This window comes from Sodalis sp. RH16 (assembly GCF_047324245.1).
GTDB lineage: Bacteria > Pseudomonadota > Gammaproteobacteria > Enterobacterales > Enterobacteriaceae > Acerihabitans > Acerihabitans ligni.
In genome coordinates, this window is sequence record NZ_CP178737.1 from 3753169 (window position 1) to 3770038 (window position 16870).

The window sequence follows — 16870 nt, forward strand, 5'->3', positions numbered from 1 at the left end:
CATGTTGTTTTTTTGCGTATAACACTATATGTTGCGTTTTATTAGCCCGTTGGGGCTAATATCTTGTACGTCACCGCATTGTCGGCGGGAACCATTCGGGGGCGTTTGGTATCCCGCCAGCAGCGAGGCTCCCCATGCTCCATAGCGAGGGGACAAACGGCGTCCCAATTTAACCGCCAGCACCAGCCCGGTGATGCCGAAAAATATCAATTCAGGGAATGTTATTTTCCGGCATGGCAATGGCATCGTGGTATCTCGCCCGTCAATATTCTACCGGCGAGATGCCGGCCTGGCCTCTGCCCTAGTGAGTGACGGCGGGTTTCAATGTGTCCTCGCACCATTGGCGGAAGCGGGTGGGACTACCGGATTGCGGCGTGCGCTGCACGGTGTTGTCCATGCCCTCGTTCTTGGCCGCCATCATGTCGACCATGCCTTGGGCCATGGCCTCAGACATGCCGAATCCCAGGAGCTTGGCCTTAAAGGCATCGAAGGGGATTTGCTGGAAACGCACAAGTTTCCCCAATACCTCGGTCATGATGCCCGCCATATCGTTGAAGGAGAGATCTTCGGGACCAAGTATCGGGACGCTGTCCTGTCCGCTCCAGGAGGCGTCCAGCAGCAAATCGGCGGCAACGGCGGCGATGTCGCGGGTAGCGCAGGTAGGTGATTTACGGTCCCCGTCGATGGGGGAAAAGAACATGCCCTGATTTTTGATGGACTCTATTTGCATTAGCATGTTATCCATAAACGAGGGCATGGTCAGCGCACGGAAGCTCACGCCGGTGCCGGAGATCAGGTCGTCCATTGCCAGCGATGCCGAGACGAATCCGGCGTGGCGGGGCCAACCGCGACCCAGGGCCGATACCGCCACCACCCGTTTGACGCCATGGCGCTTGAGGGCGTCGCACGCCGGCCGGGTGAAGTCCACGTAGGCGGCCTCCAGGCTCGCGGCCTGCATGTTCGGCGGCACCAGCCAGAACACCGAGTCGGCGCCGGCGAACGCCTGATTGACGATGGCGCTGTCCCCATGGGAACCTTGAAAAACCTCCACGCGTTCGCGGAAAGAGGCGGGCAGGCGCGAGGGATCGCGGGCGATAACACGAATAGGTTCGCCGTTGTTCAGGATCTTTTCAAGAACCTGTGTGCCGATGTTGCCGGTGGGGGTTGTTACGACAATCATAATTGAATTCCTCTGCTGGGTAGCCAAGTAAACTATACCGTACCGTTTACTTTTTTGTTTGTCAAGGCAGGGCGAGGTACGTTACAATCAGGCATGGCAAGAAGAGGCGATGAATTACGTGAACACATTCTGTGGATAGCCAAGGATGTGTTTCTGGAGATGGGGTTCGAGCGGGCGTCGATGGATGTGGTTGCCCGGCGCGGAGAAACATCGAAACGTTCCCTGTATGCTCATTTTGAGAGCAAGGAAAAACTGTTCCTCGCGGTCATAGACCTGGTGCGTGGGCTTTTTCTCGGCAGGCTGAGAATGCCTGGCGACTATTCAAATGAACCGGCGCAAGCGCTGGCGATGTTTTGTGGCCGCTATCTGGAAACGTTGCTTTACCAGCCCTCGATACAAATGTGCCGCGTCAGTATGTCGGAAACCAACCGCTTCCCGCAGGGGGCGGCGCAGCATTACGACGTGATGTTTACCGAGGTTGAAAGACGTCTGGGCGCTTATCTGCAGACGACGTTCGGTGTGTCGGCCCAGGCCGGCGCCGAGGCGGCGCACCGGCTTATCGGCCAGGTTATCTATCCGCGATACGTGCGGGCTCTTTTCGGTATTGATGAATTGGCGACAAGCTTCGACGGTGACGCCTTGGCGTCGGATTTTGATTTGGCGCCAATAAGACGCGCCGTCGCTGATTTGATTGAATCATTAACGAAGCAGTAGCATTAGACGGCCGCGGCCGGTACAGGGAGTCTGCCCGGCGGCGGGGGATTATTTCTTATTTAGTCAGCAAACAGTCCAAGTCCATATCGGAAAGCCCTGTCCATTTTTTAACCAGCGCACGATCCGTACCATCTGCAAGAGACTGCCGGGCTACCTCCAGCTTGCCTTTCAAAATACCTTCTTGCCGGCCTTGCTGCCTGCCTTCCTGCCTTCCTTCCTGCCGGCCTTCCTGTCGGCCTTGCTGCCAGCCTTTTCGCTTGCCTTTTCGCAGTCCTTCCCGTTCAAAATGTTGTGCTATGGTCAGCATTTCTTTTCCCTCCACATTAAGCGGCGCATGTTGATACAGCACCTGCACAAAACGCTCGATATCATCGGTTTTCCCCGCTCGCGCGATATAGGTTATCAGGCTTCTACGCAGCTTCCTTGAGGGTTGCCACCGGTTTACCAAGGTGCCGATATCCTTCACCAGCAACGCCATATCCCGCAGCCGGATATGCTTTTGTATCAGTTCGAGTAAAGCTACCCGCTTATGAGTCAAGATCTCCTTATCCGGTATGACCGAGAGATCGATCAGCGGGAAGGGACGTGTATAGATATCCCTGGCCAACTCAATATCGTTAAAGCAGTTAAACCAATCATTGTCATAAGGGTAGCCGCCCTTACGACCGCCTTGATAAAAAAGCAACGGCACCACCACCGGCAGATCTTTATGCCCTTGATCAAGATGCTGCTGCATGGCCGCAAGGCAGTAACGCATTAAACGAAACGCCATTAACCTTTGTGGCGTGCTTTGGTGCTCTACTAGACAATAAATATAGCCGGAACCTTTGCGGGTTTGCACCGAATAAAGCATATCCGAGCAGTGATGACGTAAATTCTCTTCCACAAAAGAACCGGAACACAGGGATAGTGTATTAAAATTGCAGCGCTGTCGTAAAGAAGAAGGTAAATGTATTTCAAAAAAATCACGGGCAGTGGCGGCATCGGTTAAAAACGTCTTGAATATTGCATCATGATGTGAATAATTAATTACCATATAAGATATCTATTTCATTATTAAATGTTTTCCTCGATACTGTGAATATTAACAGTGAGAGAATTAAAGTCTAATCAAAAAAAATATAAAGAATGATTAAAAATATTCGTTCAATAAAATATAAAAGAAGTGTTTTAAAAGTTATTAAACTTAATTAATGGAGAGGGTATTTATCGATTTGAAAATAAAATAATGATAGCCACTAATCGAACAATCCCCACCGCCGCAGGAATACTACAATATCGTGGCCACAGCGTCAGGCTTGCGCCGGCCACAATCTGACAGCTTTAGGCAATCTTGTCATGGGATTGGTCTATCCCCCTCCGCCGATCGCTGCTTAACATTAAAGCCACATCAACTTATATCCCAAGTAATCCGAGTCGCAGGACAGCCAACCTACCTGCAACTTGAAGTATGACGGGTATAGCGGCGGAGCCCATATGAAAACGGTCAATCAGGTCTATATCAACGGTCGGTTCGTCACGCCTCACGGCGAGGAACTGTTCGATTTATACAATCCCGCCACCAAGACGGTTATCGGGCGGGTGCGGTTGGCGGACGAGGTGGACGCGCAAACGGCGATTGCGGCGGCCAAGGCCGCTTACCCGGAGTTCAGACAGACCACCAAAGCCGAGCGAATGGACTATCTGCAGCGGCTGCATGACGCTGTGGCGGAAAAAACTGCCGAACTGGTGGACAGGATGGTGGAAGAGTATGGCGCGCCGCTGTCCATGAGCAGCGGAACGGTGGCCCGTGCCGCCGAGGCTTTCCGGCTCGCTAAAGTCCTGTTGGAGACCTTCGAATTCGAGAAACAGGCGGGCGCCGCCAGGGTAGTGCTGGAGCCGCTGGGGGTGGTGGGCCTGATTACCCCCTGGAACGCCAACTATAGTTTTATCTGCAGTAAGCTGGCGATGGTTATCGCCTCCGGCAGTACGGCGGTCATCAAGCCCAGCGAGATGAGCGCGCTGCAGACGCAATTACTCACCGAATGCCTGCATGAGGCCGGGCTTCCTTCGGGAGTATTCAACATTGTGACCGGGCGCGGCGATACGGTGGGTACGGAAATCGTCCGTCATCAGGATATCGCCAAAATTTCATTTACCGGCTCTACCCGGGTGGGCAAGCGAATTGCCCGAGAGGCGGTGGAGACCATGAAGCGCGTTACGCTGGAGTTGGGGGGAAAATCACCCAACGTGATTTTGGAAGATGCCGATCTGGAAAAGGCTATTCCCCTGGCGCTCAGCGCGGTGTCCATCAACAGCGGACAAGCCTGTATCGCCGGCAGCCGGTTGCTGGTCCCCGAGCGGCTGCTGGATGAGGTCATCAGATTGATTAAACGCCACAGCGCCGATTTAACGGTGGGGGATCCCCGTCAAAAGAGCACCCGCATCGGACCGCTGGTGAGCCAGATTCAATATGATCGGGTACAGGGCTATATCCGCAGCGGCATAGCGCAGGGCGCTGAATTGATAGTAGGGGGCGAAGGCCATCCCGAAGGCCTGGAGCAGGGCTATTTCGTCAGACCCACCGTGTTTGTCCGGGTGACGCCCGAAATGACCATCGCCCGGGAGGAGATCTTCGGGCCGGTGCTGTCCGTACTGACCTATAAATCAGAGACCCAGGCTATTGAAATGGCTAACGACACCGTCTATGGTTTACAAGCCTATGTCAGCGGCACCGATCTGCAAAGGGCGCGGCGGGTCGCCGAACAGCTGGTGGCGGGGCGCGTTTTTATCAACGGACTGTACGATTTGCCACAGGCGCCGTTCGGCGGCTTCAAGCAGTCGGGCATCGGCCGCGAGTTCGGCGCTTACGGGCTTGAGGAATATCTGGAACCCAAAACCATTGCGGGCCATGAATCATCTTGACGAAAATAATCGGTGAATCAGACGCGGGCGGGCAGGACGGCGTAACGTTGGCCTTGCTATGTGAAGAGGTGCGGGGCTGGTTCGACGGCGTGCCCGTTGAGCAGCGTTTTGTGCACACCGAATTGACGGGCCTGACCTTTATCCGGTTTTGTCATCCAACTGAGATGGGGCGGGGATTGCTTTCGCCTTCCCTTTGCCTGGTGTTGCAGGGGAGCAAAAAAATCCTGCTGGGTAAAGCCTTTACCGCCTACGGCGGCGGCAGCTATCTGCTTTCCACCCTCGATATGCCCATCTCCGGCCAGGTGGCCGAGGCCACGCCGGCCACACCCTATCTGGGGTTGAGAATCGAGCTGGATGTCAGGGAAATCGCTGCGTTGATTATTGATATGGGCATCGAGGTTGTGCCCCGGGGGGCGGAAACCACCGGGGTCTTCGTGGATAAATCCGACGCCGAACTGCGGGATGCCTTTTTGCGGCTGGTGCGGCTGCTCAAAAAACCCGAGGACAGCGCAGTCTTGTTACCCCTGGTGAAGCGGGAGATTTTTTACCGGCTGCTGAAGGCAAAAAGCGGCTCGGTGCTGTATCAGGCGGTAGTGTCCCACGCCAACGACCGCGGCGTTCATCAGGCCATCCTTTGGATCAAGGATCATTTCAAGGAGCCCATGCGGGTAGATACGCTGGCGAAACTGGCCAATATGAGCGCCTCGGTGCTGCATCGCCGCTTCAAGGAGATGACGGTGATGAGTCCGTTGCAATACCAAAAGCACCTGCGATTGCTGGAGGCCCGCAAGCTGCTGCTTAACGGCAGCCTGGATGCCGCCAGCGCGGCATTCTCGGTGGGATATCAAAGCCCCTCGCAGTTCAGCCGCGAATACCGGCGCTATTTTGGCATTTCTCCCTTACGGGACAGGGAAGGCCTGAAGTCGCGCGAAGCCGATTATGAATAATGCCGCCGGGCGTGAAACCGCCGGATGAGTTTACTTATCTAAGCTTGCTGGGCTTGCTGGGCTTGTTGGCAAAGTGCCCGGACGGTTTACTCTTCTGGCAGCCAGTCCCGCCTTTTTAACTCCGAGTACGGTTGACAGCAGCCGGGGATCAGTTCACTCACCTTTATGCAATGCGCTGAACTGGATATTGCGCTCGGTAGGCAGCGCATCGAACTTGACCGCATAATAGGCATCCCGTTCATGTACGCTGATAATGACCCCGCCGCCGAACACCGGATGATCCACCCGATCGCTGACATCATAGCGCGCCGCCATGTTCCCGAGCTGTTCATCCCCGGCGGTAATAGCCCGCAGCAGCCCGGTTTTTAAACCCTCTTCGAGGGGAACGACATACTCGATATTCTCCTCGCCGGCGTCAAAGATAAACCTTGAGGGATACTTCACCAGATTATCATTGGCGACCCCTTCCGCATCGCTCAGGTACAGCCGGTCCATGGCCCGGGTCATCGCCACATAGGCCAGGCGGCGCTCCTCCTCCATTTCCTCCAGCGAGCTTATGCGCCGGCTGGGGAAAACCCCCTCGTTCAGGCCACAGATAAATACATAAGGGTATTCCATGCCTTTGGCGCTGTGGATGGTCATCAGCTTTACCGTATCGGGTTTCTCTTCGCTGTCGAGATTGCTGAACAGCGCGATTTGCGCCAGGAAATCTTCCAAGGTGGCGTCTTCATCCAAGGCGGCGCGCTGCACCGCGCGTTTGAGCTCCGCCACGTTATCAAGCCTATCCTGATCCCCCTGCAGCCGCAGATAGGCTTCATAACCGCTTTGATCCAGCAGGGTTTGCAGGGCGGTATCCATGGCCAGTGTCTGGCGGTGTTGCCGAAGAGCGTCGATGGCCGCAACGTAGCTCTTGGCCCGGGTGCCTTTGAGCATGTCGGTATCGAGGTTTTCCCGCAGGGACTGGTAGAGGGTCAGGCGATGTTGTTCCCCATACAGTGTCAGCGCCTCAAGCTTTTTTTTGCCGATTTTACGCGGCGGCACGTTGACGGTACGCAGAAACGCCAGGTCGTCGTCACCGGCGGTGACCATGCGCAGATAGCAGATGATATCCTTGATTTCCCGGCGCTCATAAAAGGCGATGCCGCTGAAGATTTTATAAGGCAGCTTGTTTTCCACAAACCGCTCTTCCAGCATACGGGTAAGATAATGGGCGCGGTAGAGCACGCCGATGCTGCCGGCGGCAACCCCGGCGGCGCGCAATGCCTGTATTTGCGCCACCACCCAGTCCGCTTCATCTTTATCGCTTTTGGCATGGAAATAACGCGCCCTGGGACCGCTGGCCTTCACCGCATGCAGGGATTTAGGGAAGCGGACCTGATTCTTTTCAATCAGCGTATTGGCGGCGGTGAGGATTTCCGGTGTGGAACGGTAATTTGTGGTCAGCGCCACGGTAACCGCGGCCGGATAGACCTGATTGAAATCCAGAAACAGCCGCAGGTGCGAACCGCGCCAGGAGTAGATGGTCTGATCGGGATCGCCGACGATAAACAGGTTGCCGTGTTTGCCTGACAGCAGCTGCGCCAGTTTATACTGCCGTTTACTGACGTCCTGAAACTCATCCACCATAACGTATTGCATGCGATCCTGCCATTTTTGGCGCACGTCGGGGAAGTGCTCCAAAATCCAGGTGGCGAAGTTAATCAGGTCGTTAAAGTCCACGCCGAAGCATTTTTTCTGTTCATACAGATAACGCAGGAAAATCTCTTCATCACGGTCGCGGGCGTCGGAATAGCGTGCCTTCAGCTGTTCGTTGTCCAACTGGTAAATATCGTCGATATAAGTAGTGGCATGGAGCTTTTTGGCTTCCAGCACCTCGTCCAGGGTTCGCTTGATTGTGGTATCCCGCAGCGTCAGCCCCATATCGGTAAAGATTTTCTGCAGTATTTGCTTGAGGTCCTCCATATCCAGGATCGTGAAATTGCGGGGATAATTCAGAACATGGATGTCTTCTTTCAACAACTGCACGCAAAAAGCGTGGAAAGTGCAGATATAGCCGAGATCGCGATCCCCCAGGACGGCGCGCACCCGGCGCTTCATCTCGTTGGCGGCCCGATTGGTGAAAGTGACGCACAGGATATTCTTCGGCGCGATGCCCAGGGTGGACACCAAATAGCAATAGCGTTCGATAAGAGTGCGGGTTTTTCCGGTGCCCGCGCCGGCGATAACCCTAACCGCGCCCTCGGTGGTGGTGATGGCTGCCCGTTGTTCGGTATTGATGTCGTTCGGCAGGTGAGTCAAAAACATTACCCCTTTCTATAATAAAACCCGTTTCCCTGCCGAAGGCTCGCCGCCTCAGGCTTGCACCGGGGTTTTCAGCGGTTTAAACGCCTGCCAGCAGCGCTGGATATTGTGGTCCTCGCCCTTGGCTCCGGCCGCCAGATAGCCGCGCAGATAGCTGATGGTCTCCGCCAGCGGCGGATGGCTTTCCTGCAATTGCCGCAATAATCCCCCCGCGGTGGCGGCATCGTTAAGCCGTCCCAGCGTATCCTGCAACCCCGTCAGCGCCGTGACAAACGGCGCCATGGTTTTATCTCCATACAGGGATTGAAAAAACTCCGCGCTGTAGCGGGTTTTTTTGGCGGCGATGCGCACTTTATGACGCTCGGTCGGCGCTGCCCCGGCGAGTTTTTTGCCGTGCTTTTTCAGCCGGCGGCGATAGTGCTTGAGCATCTCGTTGGCAAACGGCGATATGCGGCTTTTCAGCCGCTTTTGTTGCGAGGCGGAGGTTTTGTCGCGCCAGCCGCGCTGGTTGATCCACTGGGTCAGCGATAACACCAGCCGTTCGTAGCGTGGCGAACTGACGGCGGCGGCGGCGCTTTTGTCATTTTTTTTCGCCTGGCGGGAGGCCGCCTGTCGCACATATTCTATGGGCAGCGGTTCATCCAACTCGTCGGTCAGGGCGCTTAACACGGGACCGGCGAGGATATCCCAGTCACGGGCCATGCCCAGTTGCCGGGTCAGCCAATCCAGTTCCTCTTTTAACGGCTCGTTGGGTAGCAGCACCGCTTTGAACAGGCCGATGGCCGAGCGCAGCCGGCGTAATCCCACCCGCATCTGATGAACGCTTTCCCCATCCTGCCGCCGCACGCCGGCGGCGTTGGCCAGTATTTGCGCCAGGCAATTGGCGGCAATCAGCTGGAATACGTGTCCCACCGTCATGGTTTTTTTAAGCTGCAAAGGCGCCGCTTTTACCGCCTCTGCAGCGGGTAATGACCGAACAGGATCGGACGTTGACAGATTTTCCATCGTTTTTTTCCGGCAGTTTAACTGATTGGCCGCACCCTATGTCCGGGGCGGATGATAACGACAGATAGGGCAAATTCCTTGCTGTCCGGTCATTATCCCACCGGACAGGCGCACCTTTACAGCATTTCAGGCCGAAACTGTTGCCGCCGGCTGATGATCTTGCCCGACACCATAAACACCCCGTCGCCGGTATAATGCAGCGTTTCGGGGTGTTTGGGCGATGGGGCCGCATGGGCTTTGACAATCTCGAAGATAAAAAAATTATAGCGCTCAATCAGCACGTCGTCGTAGAGGCGGCACTCAAAATTGGCATGGCATTCGCGGATAAGCGGCGCCTTTACCTGCTGTGCAGGTGCGGCGGTCAGGCCGAAATGGCTGAATTTATCGATATCGGCGCCGCTGGTATTACCGATGCCCACCACGGTATCGGTTATGGCGGTGGTGGGAAGATTGATCACGCATTCTCCGCTGTCGCGTATCATGGCGAAACTGTGATTACCGCTGGAGATCAAGCAGCCGATGAGGGAAGGGGTGAATTCAAGTACCGTATGCCAGCCCAAGGTCATGATATTGGTCTTGCCCTGCCAGAATGAGGATACCAGCACAATGGGGCCGGGTTCCAGATAGCGGCGCGCCAGGTTCACCGGAAGGTCTTTTTTAGCGGGAAATGCGGTCATAAGCTCTCCTCCTGCGGATGTCATCTGCCTACTATGACCCTAGCAGGTTTACCGTGATTGTGATCCAAAGCGCTAAATAACCTTGGCATCCCAAGGCGCCGCCTTACGCAATCGGCGGGAAAGGTACAAGGGAACAACAAGAAACCGGTACGGGATTCCCACACACAAAAAATAAAAAAATAAGCGTGAATTCCATCACGAAACTGAAAATACGTTATTTTGCTGAATGGTTTTTGCTTTTTAATCGCCATTTAATTAGATCCCGATCACATTTTAAAAAAGGCTAAGCCCTCTGCGTCGGGGTTCCTCCAGTGACCTGCGCCATGCGGCAAATAATGATTGCTCAGCGTTCATTTTTTGAGGCGGAAAACCCACCGGGAAAGTGATATTTATAATACCAGGTATTTCATTCAATATTACGCGGATCATAATTAATGAAATAAGTTTTCATTTTCATGAATAAAGGTGATTAGTCGCCAAAATATCTTTTACCGGCCGGTACCGATTTCGGTTTATATCGGTAAGGGATACTGCGCGCGCGGAACGCGGACAGGAATGAAATAAAATTTATCATATTCCATCAGGAGTTCAATAATGGCTCAGCTAGAGGCATGGGAAAAACTTGCCAATAAGGAATTATCCCGGTTAGGGAAAAGCGTTGATGACCTGCATACCCTTACCGCGGAAGAGATCAGCATCAAGCCCCTCTACACGGAGGCTGACCTTGCCGATTTGGAAGTGACCGGTTCATTGCCGGGCATCGCGCCCTTCGTCCGCGGTCCGCGGGCCACCATGTATGCCGCACAGCCCTGGACCATACGCCAATACGCCGGCTTCTCCACCGCCACCGAGTCCAACGCCTTCTATCGCCGCAACCTGGCGGCCGGGCAGAAGGGGCTGTCGGTGGCGTTTGATTTGCCCACGCACCGGGGTTATGACTCCGATAATGAACGGGTATCGGGGGACGTGGGTAAAGCCGGCGTGGCCATCGACAGCGTGGAGGACATGAAGATACTGTTCGATCAGATCCCGCTGGAGAAAATGTCTGTTTCCATGACCATGAACGGCGCGGTTATTCCCATTATGGCGTTTTATATTGTCGCCGCGGAAGAGCAGGGGGTTAAGCCCGAACTGTTAACCGGCACTATCCAGAATGATATTCTGAAAGAGTATCTGTGCCGTAATACCTATATCTATCCGCCGAAACCGTCGATGCGGATTATTTCCGATATCATCGCCTATTGTTCGGCGAATATGCCGAAGTTCAATACCATCAGTATCAGCGGTTATCATATGGGTGAAGCGGGGGCCAACTGCGTTCAGCAGGTGGCTTTCACCATCGCCGACGGTATTGAATATATCCAGGCGGCGCTGGCCGCCGGTCTGGATATTGATGATTTTGCCCCGCGTCTGTCATTTTTCTTCGGTATCGGCATGGATTTGTTCATGAACGTCGCCATGCTGCGGGCCGCCCGTTATTTATGGAGCGAGGCGGTGAAAAGTTTCGGTTCCACCAACCCGAAATCCCAAGCGCTGCGCACCCATTGCCAGACCTCCGGCTGGAGCCTGACGGAGCAGGATCCCTATAACAACGTGATCCGCACCACCGTCGAGGCAATGGCGGCCGTCCTCGGCGGCACCCAGTCGCTGCATACCAACGCCTTTGACGAAGCCCTGGGCCTGCCCACCGATTTCTCCGCCCGTATTGCCCGTAATACCCAGATTGTCCTGCAGGAGGAATCGGCGATTTGCCGTACCGTCGATCCTCTGGCCGGCTCCTATTATGTGGAAAACCTGACGGATCAGGTGGTGAAAGCGGCGCGGGACATTATCCAGCAGATCAAGGAAGTAGGCGGCATGGCCAAGGCCATTGAGGCGGGTCTGCCCAAACGTATGATCGAAGAGGCCTCGGCGCGCCAGCAGTCGCTGATTGACCAGGGCAAACGCGTCATTGTCGGCGTGAATAAATACAAGCTGGCGAAGGAAGACGCCACCGCTGTACTGGAAATCGATAACGTCAAAGTGCGCCAGGAACAGGTGGAACGCCTGCGGCAAATCCGCGCCGCCCGCGACAACGCCGCGGTGGCCGATGCCTTGGGCCAACTCACCCATGCCGCCATGAAAGGCACCAATTTACTGGAAGCCGCAATCCATGCCGCTCGCCTGCGGGCTACGCTTGGGGAAATCTCTGATGCCATTGAAGAGGCGTTTGGTCGCTACCTGGTACAGACCAATTGCGTCACCGGCGTTATCTCCAACAGCTATCATCAGAGCGCCGAAGGCACCGCGGAATTTGAAGAGATCAAGACCGCTACCGATCGCTTCCTGGCCGAACACGGCCGGCGTCCACGCATCCTGGTGGCCAAGATGGGGCAGGACGGCCACGATCGCGGCGCCAAGGTCATTGCCAGCGCCTATTCGGATCTGGGCTTTGATGTGGACCTGAGCCCGATGTTCTCCACGCCTGAGGAAATCGCCAAGCTGGCGGTGGAAAACGACGTGCACGTCATCGGCGCCTCCTCCCTGGCCGCCGGTCACAAGACCCTGATCCCGGCGCTGGTTGAAGCCTTGGGCCGCTATGGACGCGAGGATATCAAGGTCGTGGCGGGGGGCGTGATACCGCCGCAGGATTATGACTATCTGTACGAACGCGGCGTGGTGGCGATTTATGGACCGGGTACGCCCATGCTTACCAGCGTGCGCGACGTATTAAGCAAAATAAGTGATTACCATGATTAACGCTGACCGACTCGATGGCGCCGTTGAACGGTTGCTGGCGGGGGATCGGGTAGCGCTGGCCCAGGCGATGACCCTGGTGGAAAGCACCTTCCCCGCGCATCAGGGATTGGCCTCCGACCTGTTGGACCGGATCATGCCCCATACCGGCCGGGCAAAACGGGTGGGGATCACCGGTGTGCCGGGGGCGGGCAAGAGTACGTTTCTGGAAGCCCTGGGCGGCTATCTGCTGACCTGTGATATGAAGGTGGCGGTGATTGCCATCGATCCCAGCAGCCCCTTGAGCGGCGGCAGCATCCTGGGGGATAAAACCCGCATGCTGATGCTGTCCCGGGCGCAAAACGCCTTTATCCGCCCGGTGCCCACCGGCGGCTACTTGGGGGGCACCAGCCGCCGTACCCGGGAGCTGATGCTGCTATGCGAGGCGGCGGGCTATGACGTGGTCATTGTGGAAACGGTAGGGGTGGGCCAATCGGAAGTGGATATCGCCCATCTGGTGGACTGTTTCCTGTCGCTGCAGCTGGCCGGGGCCGGCGACGAACTGCAGGGCATTAAAAAAGGCATTATGGAAATGGCCGATATTATCGTTATCAATAAAGACGACGGCGATAATCATCCCCAGGTCATGATGACCCGACAAATGTATCAGGCGGCGCTGCATATTATGCGACGGAAATATCCGGCATGGTCACCACCGGTATTAACCTGCAGCGCGCTGCAACAGCAGGGTATTGACGATATCTGGCGCTGTATAGAGGATTTTTACCGGCAAATGGCGCTGGATAATCAGCTCGATGCGCTGCGTAAACGGCAATATCTGGAATCGATGCATAAGCAGATTGAAGAAAATACGTTGCAAGCCCTGTTTGCCCGCGGCGATATTCAGGACCGTTATCAGCAGGCTTTGCAACAGGTGGAAAATCACTGCTTATCGCCGCGAGCCGCGGTGAATAGCGTCGTTAATTATATTTGCGAAAAAATTTCTGATTGAGGGTGACAACGATGGCTTACGACTATGTAAAAGTATTGATAGAAAACCGCGTCGGTATAATTGAATTCAATTATGGAAAAAAATTAAATGCCCTGAGCGCGGTTTTTATCAAGGATATTCTTCAGGCATTGGAAGATCTGAATAATATTGATATCCGCTGCGTGATTTTGCGCGCCCAAAAAGGCACCAAGGTCTTTTCCGCCGGCCATGATATCCATGAGCTGCCGAAAACCCGCCGCGATCCGCTGGCGTATGACGACCCGCTGCGCCAGATTACCCGCGCCATCCAGAAATTTCCCAAGCCGATCATTTCCATGGTGGAAGGCAGCGTCTGGGGCGGTGCGTTCGAGCTTATCATGAGCTCCGATATCATTATCGCCAGCAATCAGTCCACCTTCTCCATGACGCCGGTGAATCTCGGCGTGCCTTATAACCTGGTGGGTATCCACAACCTGATCCGCGACGCCGGATTCCATATCGTCAAAGAGATGATATTCACCGCCTCGCCCATCTCCGCCCAGCGCGGCCTGGCGGTGGGCATTCTCAATCACATCGTCGACCCGCAGGATTTGGAAGAGTTCACCATGAAGATGGCGAATACCATTGCCGAAAAGGCGCCGCTGGCGGTAGCGGTGATTAAAGAAGAGCTGCGGGTGCTCGGCGAGGCGCACACCCTGAATTCCGATGAGTTCGAACGCATTCAGGGACTGCGGCGCGTGGTATATGACAGCCAGGATTACCAGGAAGGCATGGCGGCGTTTATCGAAAAACGCAAGGCGAACTTCCTCGGCCATTAATCATTTTTTGTTAACTGGATCATGGAGTATTGACGATGGATCAGGACTTCGCAGTGATGACCGCCGATGAAGCGGCGCAGTTGATTTTGCATGGGAATATGGTGGCCTTCAGCGGGTTTACCCCGGCCGGCGCGCCAAAAGCGCTGCCGGAAGCCTTGGCCCGGCGGGCGATGGCGCTCCATGAACAGGCGATACCCTTCAAGATAAAACTGCTGACCGGCGCGTCCATCGGCGCGCTGGCGGATAATCAGCTGGCGGAGGCCGAGGCCGTTGAATGGCGCGCGCCGTATCAGACCGCGTCGGCGCTGCGGGATAAGATCAATCAAGGAGAAATCAACTTCGTTGACCTGCATCTCAGCGAAGTGGCGCAAATGGTGAATTACGGCTTTTTCGGCCCGATAGATGTGGCGGTTATCGAAGCCTCGGAGGTGACTAAAGAGGGCCGCGTCTATCTTACCAGCGGCATCGGCAATGCGCCGGTCTTTCTGCAAAAGGCGCGGCAGGTGATCATCGAATTGAACAGCTATCATTCGCCGCGCATCAAGGAAATGATTGATATCGTTTCCCTGGGGGCGCCGCCGCTGCGCAGTATGGTGCCGATTTTCCATACCCTCGACCGGGCCGGGGAAAACTATGTGCAAATCGACCCGAAAAAGATCGTCGCGGTGGTGCATACCCATCTGGCGGATCAGATTAAGGAGTTCGGCGACGAGAACCCCCTCTGCCGGCAGATTGCCCGTAACGTCGAGGGTTTTTTGCTCAAGGAACTCCATGCGCAGCGTATTCCCGAGGGTTTTTTACCGCTGCAAAGCGGGGTAGGCAATATCAATAACGCGGTGCTGAAGGCCCTGGGAGAAAATCCGGATATTCCACCTTTTATGATGTATTCCGAAGTGCTGCAATCGTCGGTAATAGACCTGATGGAGCAGGGCCGGATCATCGGCGCCAGCGCCTCCAGCCTGACCGTGCCGCCGGATGTTCTGCAGCATATCTATAAGAACATGGATTTCTTCAACGAACGGATTGTCCTGCGGCCGCAGGAAATTTCCAACAACCCGGAAATCATCCGCCGCCTGGGTGTCATTGCGCTGAACGTGGGCCTGGAGTTCGATATTTACGGCCATGCCAACTCCACCCATGTGGCCGGGGTGAATCTTATGAACGGTATCGGCGGCAGCGGCGATTTTGAGCGCAATGCCTATTTGTCCATCTTTATCGCTCCGTCCATTGCCAAGGGCGGTAAAATTTCCACTATTGTGCCGATGTGTTCCCATGTGGATCACAGCGAGCACAGCGTTAAGGTCATCATCACGGAAAACGGCGTCGCCGATTTACGCGGGCTGTCCCCAATCCAGCGGGCGCAAACCATTATCGCCAATTGCGCGCATCCCATGTACCGCGATTGCCTTAATCATTATCTCAGCCTGGGCAAGACCGGGCATATTCATCATGATTTGGCCCATGCTTTTGATATGCATATGAGCTTGATTGAACACGGGACCATGCTGTCGTAAAGACGTTCCCGCATTCACCATTCGTGATCGGGGGCCTGGGGCGCCACGCGGCGCCCGGCCTCCTGGCTTGCTAGTAGGTTAACATTGTGTGGAACCTGCTGCCATCATGGCCGCCGCGCCGGTTTGAATACGCACCGGGCTGTTATAGAGCCGGGGCCGACGCGGCGAGGTTGGTGCCGTTACGATCGTCCTGCACCGCCTCCACCAGCTTTTCAATCATTTTGCAGCTTTTCAGCGAATAGAGGTACTCCGGCATATACATGGGTTGGTTGGGAGCGTCGAAATATTTCAGGCTGGCGGGATTGACGAACCGATAAGCGAAGTGCGGCACCACCGTAATAAATTGTCCCCGGCTGACGGCGCTGATTTTCGCCAGGAAACTGTAGGGCCGGTAGATAATGGTGGGCGTAATGCCGGCGTGGCGGAAGTGGGAGTCGATAAGCGATTCGAAATTCGCCCGATGCTGAAAACGCATTTGCAGCCAGGGCAGGGTATGCAGCAGCACGCTGGCCTGGACATTGTCATGGATACGCGACGCCAGAAAGCCCAGCCGGATGGGCTCCAGCGGGGTGATAAGCATACTGGCGATCTCCGCAATGCGGGTTGATGCCTGCTGGGGTGAAATGATCATATCCACGTCGTGGTCCAGCAAGCCGGACACCAGATCGCTTTCGTTAAAATCAAAGGGTTTGGTGGTGAAACCGTCAAATTTATCCCCCAGGCTGATGAGCTGATCAAAAATCATGGTGGGATAAGCGGTATCTATGCCGATAACGCAGTTTTTCTGGTGGTGGTTTACCGCCAGCATAATATCCGTATCAATGCTGGCCAGCCGCTGATAAATGGGATAGAGCATCTGATACAGTTCCTGCCCGGCTTTATTCAGGCTGATGCTGTTATCAGTACGTGAAAAAAGTTCATATCCCACCATTTCTTCCAGCGCGGCGATGCTTTTGCCAAACGGCGAGGCGGTCATATGCAATTTTTCGGCGGCTTTAGCGATATTATTGGTTTGAGCCAGCACGATAAAATTGATTAACTTCTTTGATACAAAAATGCCCATTTATTGCTACCCGCTTACAGCCACGCATCCATCGATAACGG

The 16870-nt window shown here is 55.1% G+C and carries 13 protein-coding genes; 7 read left to right on the forward strand and 6 right to left on the reverse strand.

Translation table 11 applies throughout. From position 1 onward, the window contains the following. Positions 1-301 precede the first annotated feature (301 nt). A complete protein-coding gene (locus ACL2XJ_RS17325; RefSeq protein WP_413723908.1) occupies positions 302-1180 on the reverse strand; it encodes an NAD(P)H-binding protein in 879 nt (292 codons plus the stop codon). Positions 1181-1273: 93 nt separating this feature from the next. On the opposite strand from ACL2XJ_RS17325, the gene ACL2XJ_RS17330 reads away from it, so the two are divergent. After that, on the forward strand, positions 1274-1894 hold the full coding sequence (locus tag ACL2XJ_RS17330; protein WP_413723909.1) for a TetR/AcrR family transcriptional regulator: 621 nt from the start codon (positions 1274-1276) through the stop codon (positions 1892-1894). Positions 1895-1949: 55 nt separating this feature from the next. On the opposite strand, the gene ACL2XJ_RS17335 is transcribed toward ACL2XJ_RS17330, so the two are convergent. Continuing rightward, a complete protein-coding gene (locus ACL2XJ_RS17335) occupies positions 1950-2930 on the reverse strand; it encodes an Rpn family recombination-promoting nuclease/putative transposase (RefSeq protein WP_413723910.1) in 981 nt (326 codons plus the stop codon). Positions 2931-3370: 440 nt separating this feature from the next. Between ACL2XJ_RS17335 and ACL2XJ_RS17340 the strand changes: the two genes are divergently transcribed. Together ACL2XJ_RS17340 and ACL2XJ_RS17345 are read left to right on the forward strand one after the other, a co-directional pair. Next, the gene (locus ACL2XJ_RS17340) at positions 3371-4798 is read left to right on the forward strand and encodes an aldehyde dehydrogenase family protein (protein WP_413723911.1); all 1428 of its coding nucleotides are present in this window, start codon (positions 3371-3373) and stop codon (positions 4796-4798) included. Then, positions 4795-5745: an AraC family transcriptional regulator N-terminal domain-containing protein gene (locus tag ACL2XJ_RS17345; RefSeq protein WP_413723912.1), complete on the forward strand. Its 951-nt coding sequence runs from the start codon at positions 4795-4797 to the stop codon at positions 5743-5745. Before ACL2XJ_RS17340 ends, ACL2XJ_RS17345 begins: the two co-directional genes overlap by 4 nt. A gap of 153 nt (positions 5746-5898) precedes the next feature. Here ACL2XJ_RS17345 and ACL2XJ_RS17350 read toward each other — a convergent pair whose 3' ends face one another. The 3 genes from ACL2XJ_RS17350 to ACL2XJ_RS17360 all read right to left on the reverse strand — a co-directional run bounded on the left by ACL2XJ_RS17350 (position 5899) and on the right by ACL2XJ_RS17360 (position 9728). After that, positions 5899-8049, reverse strand: a complete 2151-nt coding sequence (locus tag ACL2XJ_RS17350) for an ATP-dependent helicase (protein ID WP_413723913.1) — start codon at positions 8047-8049, stop codon at positions 5899-5901. A gap of 48 nt (positions 8050-8097) precedes the next feature. After that, positions 8098-9051 carry a CHAD domain-containing protein gene (locus ACL2XJ_RS17355; RefSeq protein WP_413723914.1) on the reverse strand — a complete coding sequence of 318 codons (954 nt, stop codon included), beginning with the start codon at positions 9049-9051 and terminating at the stop codon, positions 8098-8100. A gap of 116 nt (positions 9052-9167) precedes the next feature. After that, positions 9168-9728, reverse strand: a complete 561-nt coding sequence (locus ACL2XJ_RS17360; protein ID WP_203522056.1) for a flavin reductase family protein — start codon at positions 9726-9728, stop codon at positions 9168-9170. Positions 9729-10322: 594 nt separating this feature from the next. Between ACL2XJ_RS17360 and scpA the strand changes: the two genes are divergently transcribed. Genes scpA through ACL2XJ_RS17380 form a run of 4 tightly spaced genes read left to right on the forward strand, consistent with a single transcriptional unit; the run spans position 10323 to position 15766 of the window. Beyond that, positions 10323-12467 (forward strand): methylmalonyl-CoA mutase, encoded by a 2145-nt coding sequence (gene scpA / locus ACL2XJ_RS17365; RefSeq protein ID WP_132922373.1) that lies wholly within the window; start codon positions 10323-10325, stop codon positions 12465-12467. Further along, positions 12460-13455: a methylmalonyl Co-A mutase-associated GTPase MeaB gene (gene meaB, locus ACL2XJ_RS17370; RefSeq protein ID WP_132922372.1), complete on the forward strand. Its 996-nt coding sequence runs from the start codon at positions 12460-12462 to the stop codon at positions 13453-13455. Before scpA ends, meaB begins: the two co-directional genes overlap by 8 nt. An 11-nt stretch (positions 13456-13466) precedes the next feature. Next, positions 13467-14252, forward strand: a complete 786-nt coding sequence (scpB, locus tag ACL2XJ_RS17375) for a methylmalonyl-CoA decarboxylase (RefSeq protein WP_132922371.1) — start codon at positions 13467-13469, stop codon at positions 14250-14252. Positions 14253-14308: 56 nt separating this feature from the next. Continuing rightward, positions 14309-15766, forward strand: coding sequence for a succinate CoA transferase (locus ACL2XJ_RS17380; RefSeq protein ID WP_413726912.1), 1458 nt, complete (start codon positions 14309-14311; stop codon positions 15764-15766). A 142-nt stretch (positions 15767-15908) separates the two neighbouring features. On the opposite strand, the gene srsR is transcribed toward ACL2XJ_RS17380, so the two are convergent. Continuing rightward, on the reverse strand, positions 15909-16829 hold the full coding sequence (gene srsR, locus ACL2XJ_RS17385; RefSeq protein ID WP_413723915.1) for a LysR family transcriptional regulator SrsR: 921 nt from the start codon (positions 16827-16829) through the stop codon (positions 15909-15911). Positions 16830-16870 lie beyond the last annotated feature (41 nt).

Coding starts and splice junctions, on each gene's coding strand:
- ACL2XJ_RS17325 (WP_413723908.1), bottom strand. CDS start 1,180: ATGATTGTCGTAACAACCCCCACCGGCAACATCGGCACACAGGTTCTT.
- scpA (WP_132922373.1), top strand. CDS start 10,323: ATGGCTCAGCTAGAGGCATGGGAAAAACTTGCCAATAAGGAATTATCC.
- ACL2XJ_RS17350 (WP_413723913.1), bottom strand. CDS start 8,049: ATGTTTTTGACTCACCTGCCGAACGACATCAATACCGAACAACGGGCA.
- ACL2XJ_RS17335 (WP_413723910.1), bottom strand. CDS start 2,930: ATGGTAATTAATTATTCACATCATGATGCAATATTCAAGACGTTTTTA.
- meaB (WP_132922372.1), top strand. CDS start 12,460: ATGATTAACGCTGACCGACTCGATGGCGCCGTTGAACGGTTGCTGGCG.
- srsR (WP_413723915.1), bottom strand. CDS start 16,829: ATGGGCATTTTTGTATCAAAGAAGTTAATCAATTTTATCGTGCTGGCT.
- scpB (WP_132922371.1), top strand. CDS start 13,467: ATGGCTTACGACTATGTAAAAGTATTGATAGAAAACCGCGTCGGTATA.
- ACL2XJ_RS17380 (WP_413726912.1), top strand. CDS start 14,309: ATGACCGCCGATGAAGCGGCGCAGTTGATTTTGCATGGGAATATGGTG.
- ACL2XJ_RS17355 (WP_413723914.1), bottom strand. CDS start 9,051: ATGGAAAATCTGTCAACGTCCGATCCTGTTCGGTCATTACCCGCTGCA.
- ACL2XJ_RS17360 (WP_203522056.1), bottom strand. CDS start 9,728: ATGACCGCATTTCCCGCTAAAAAAGACCTTCCGGTGAACCTGGCGCGC.
- ACL2XJ_RS17340 (WP_413723911.1), top strand. CDS start 3,371: ATGAAAACGGTCAATCAGGTCTATATCAACGGTCGGTTCGTCACGCCT.
- ACL2XJ_RS17330 (WP_413723909.1), top strand. CDS start 1,274: ATGGCAAGAAGAGGCGATGAATTACGTGAACACATTCTGTGGATAGCC.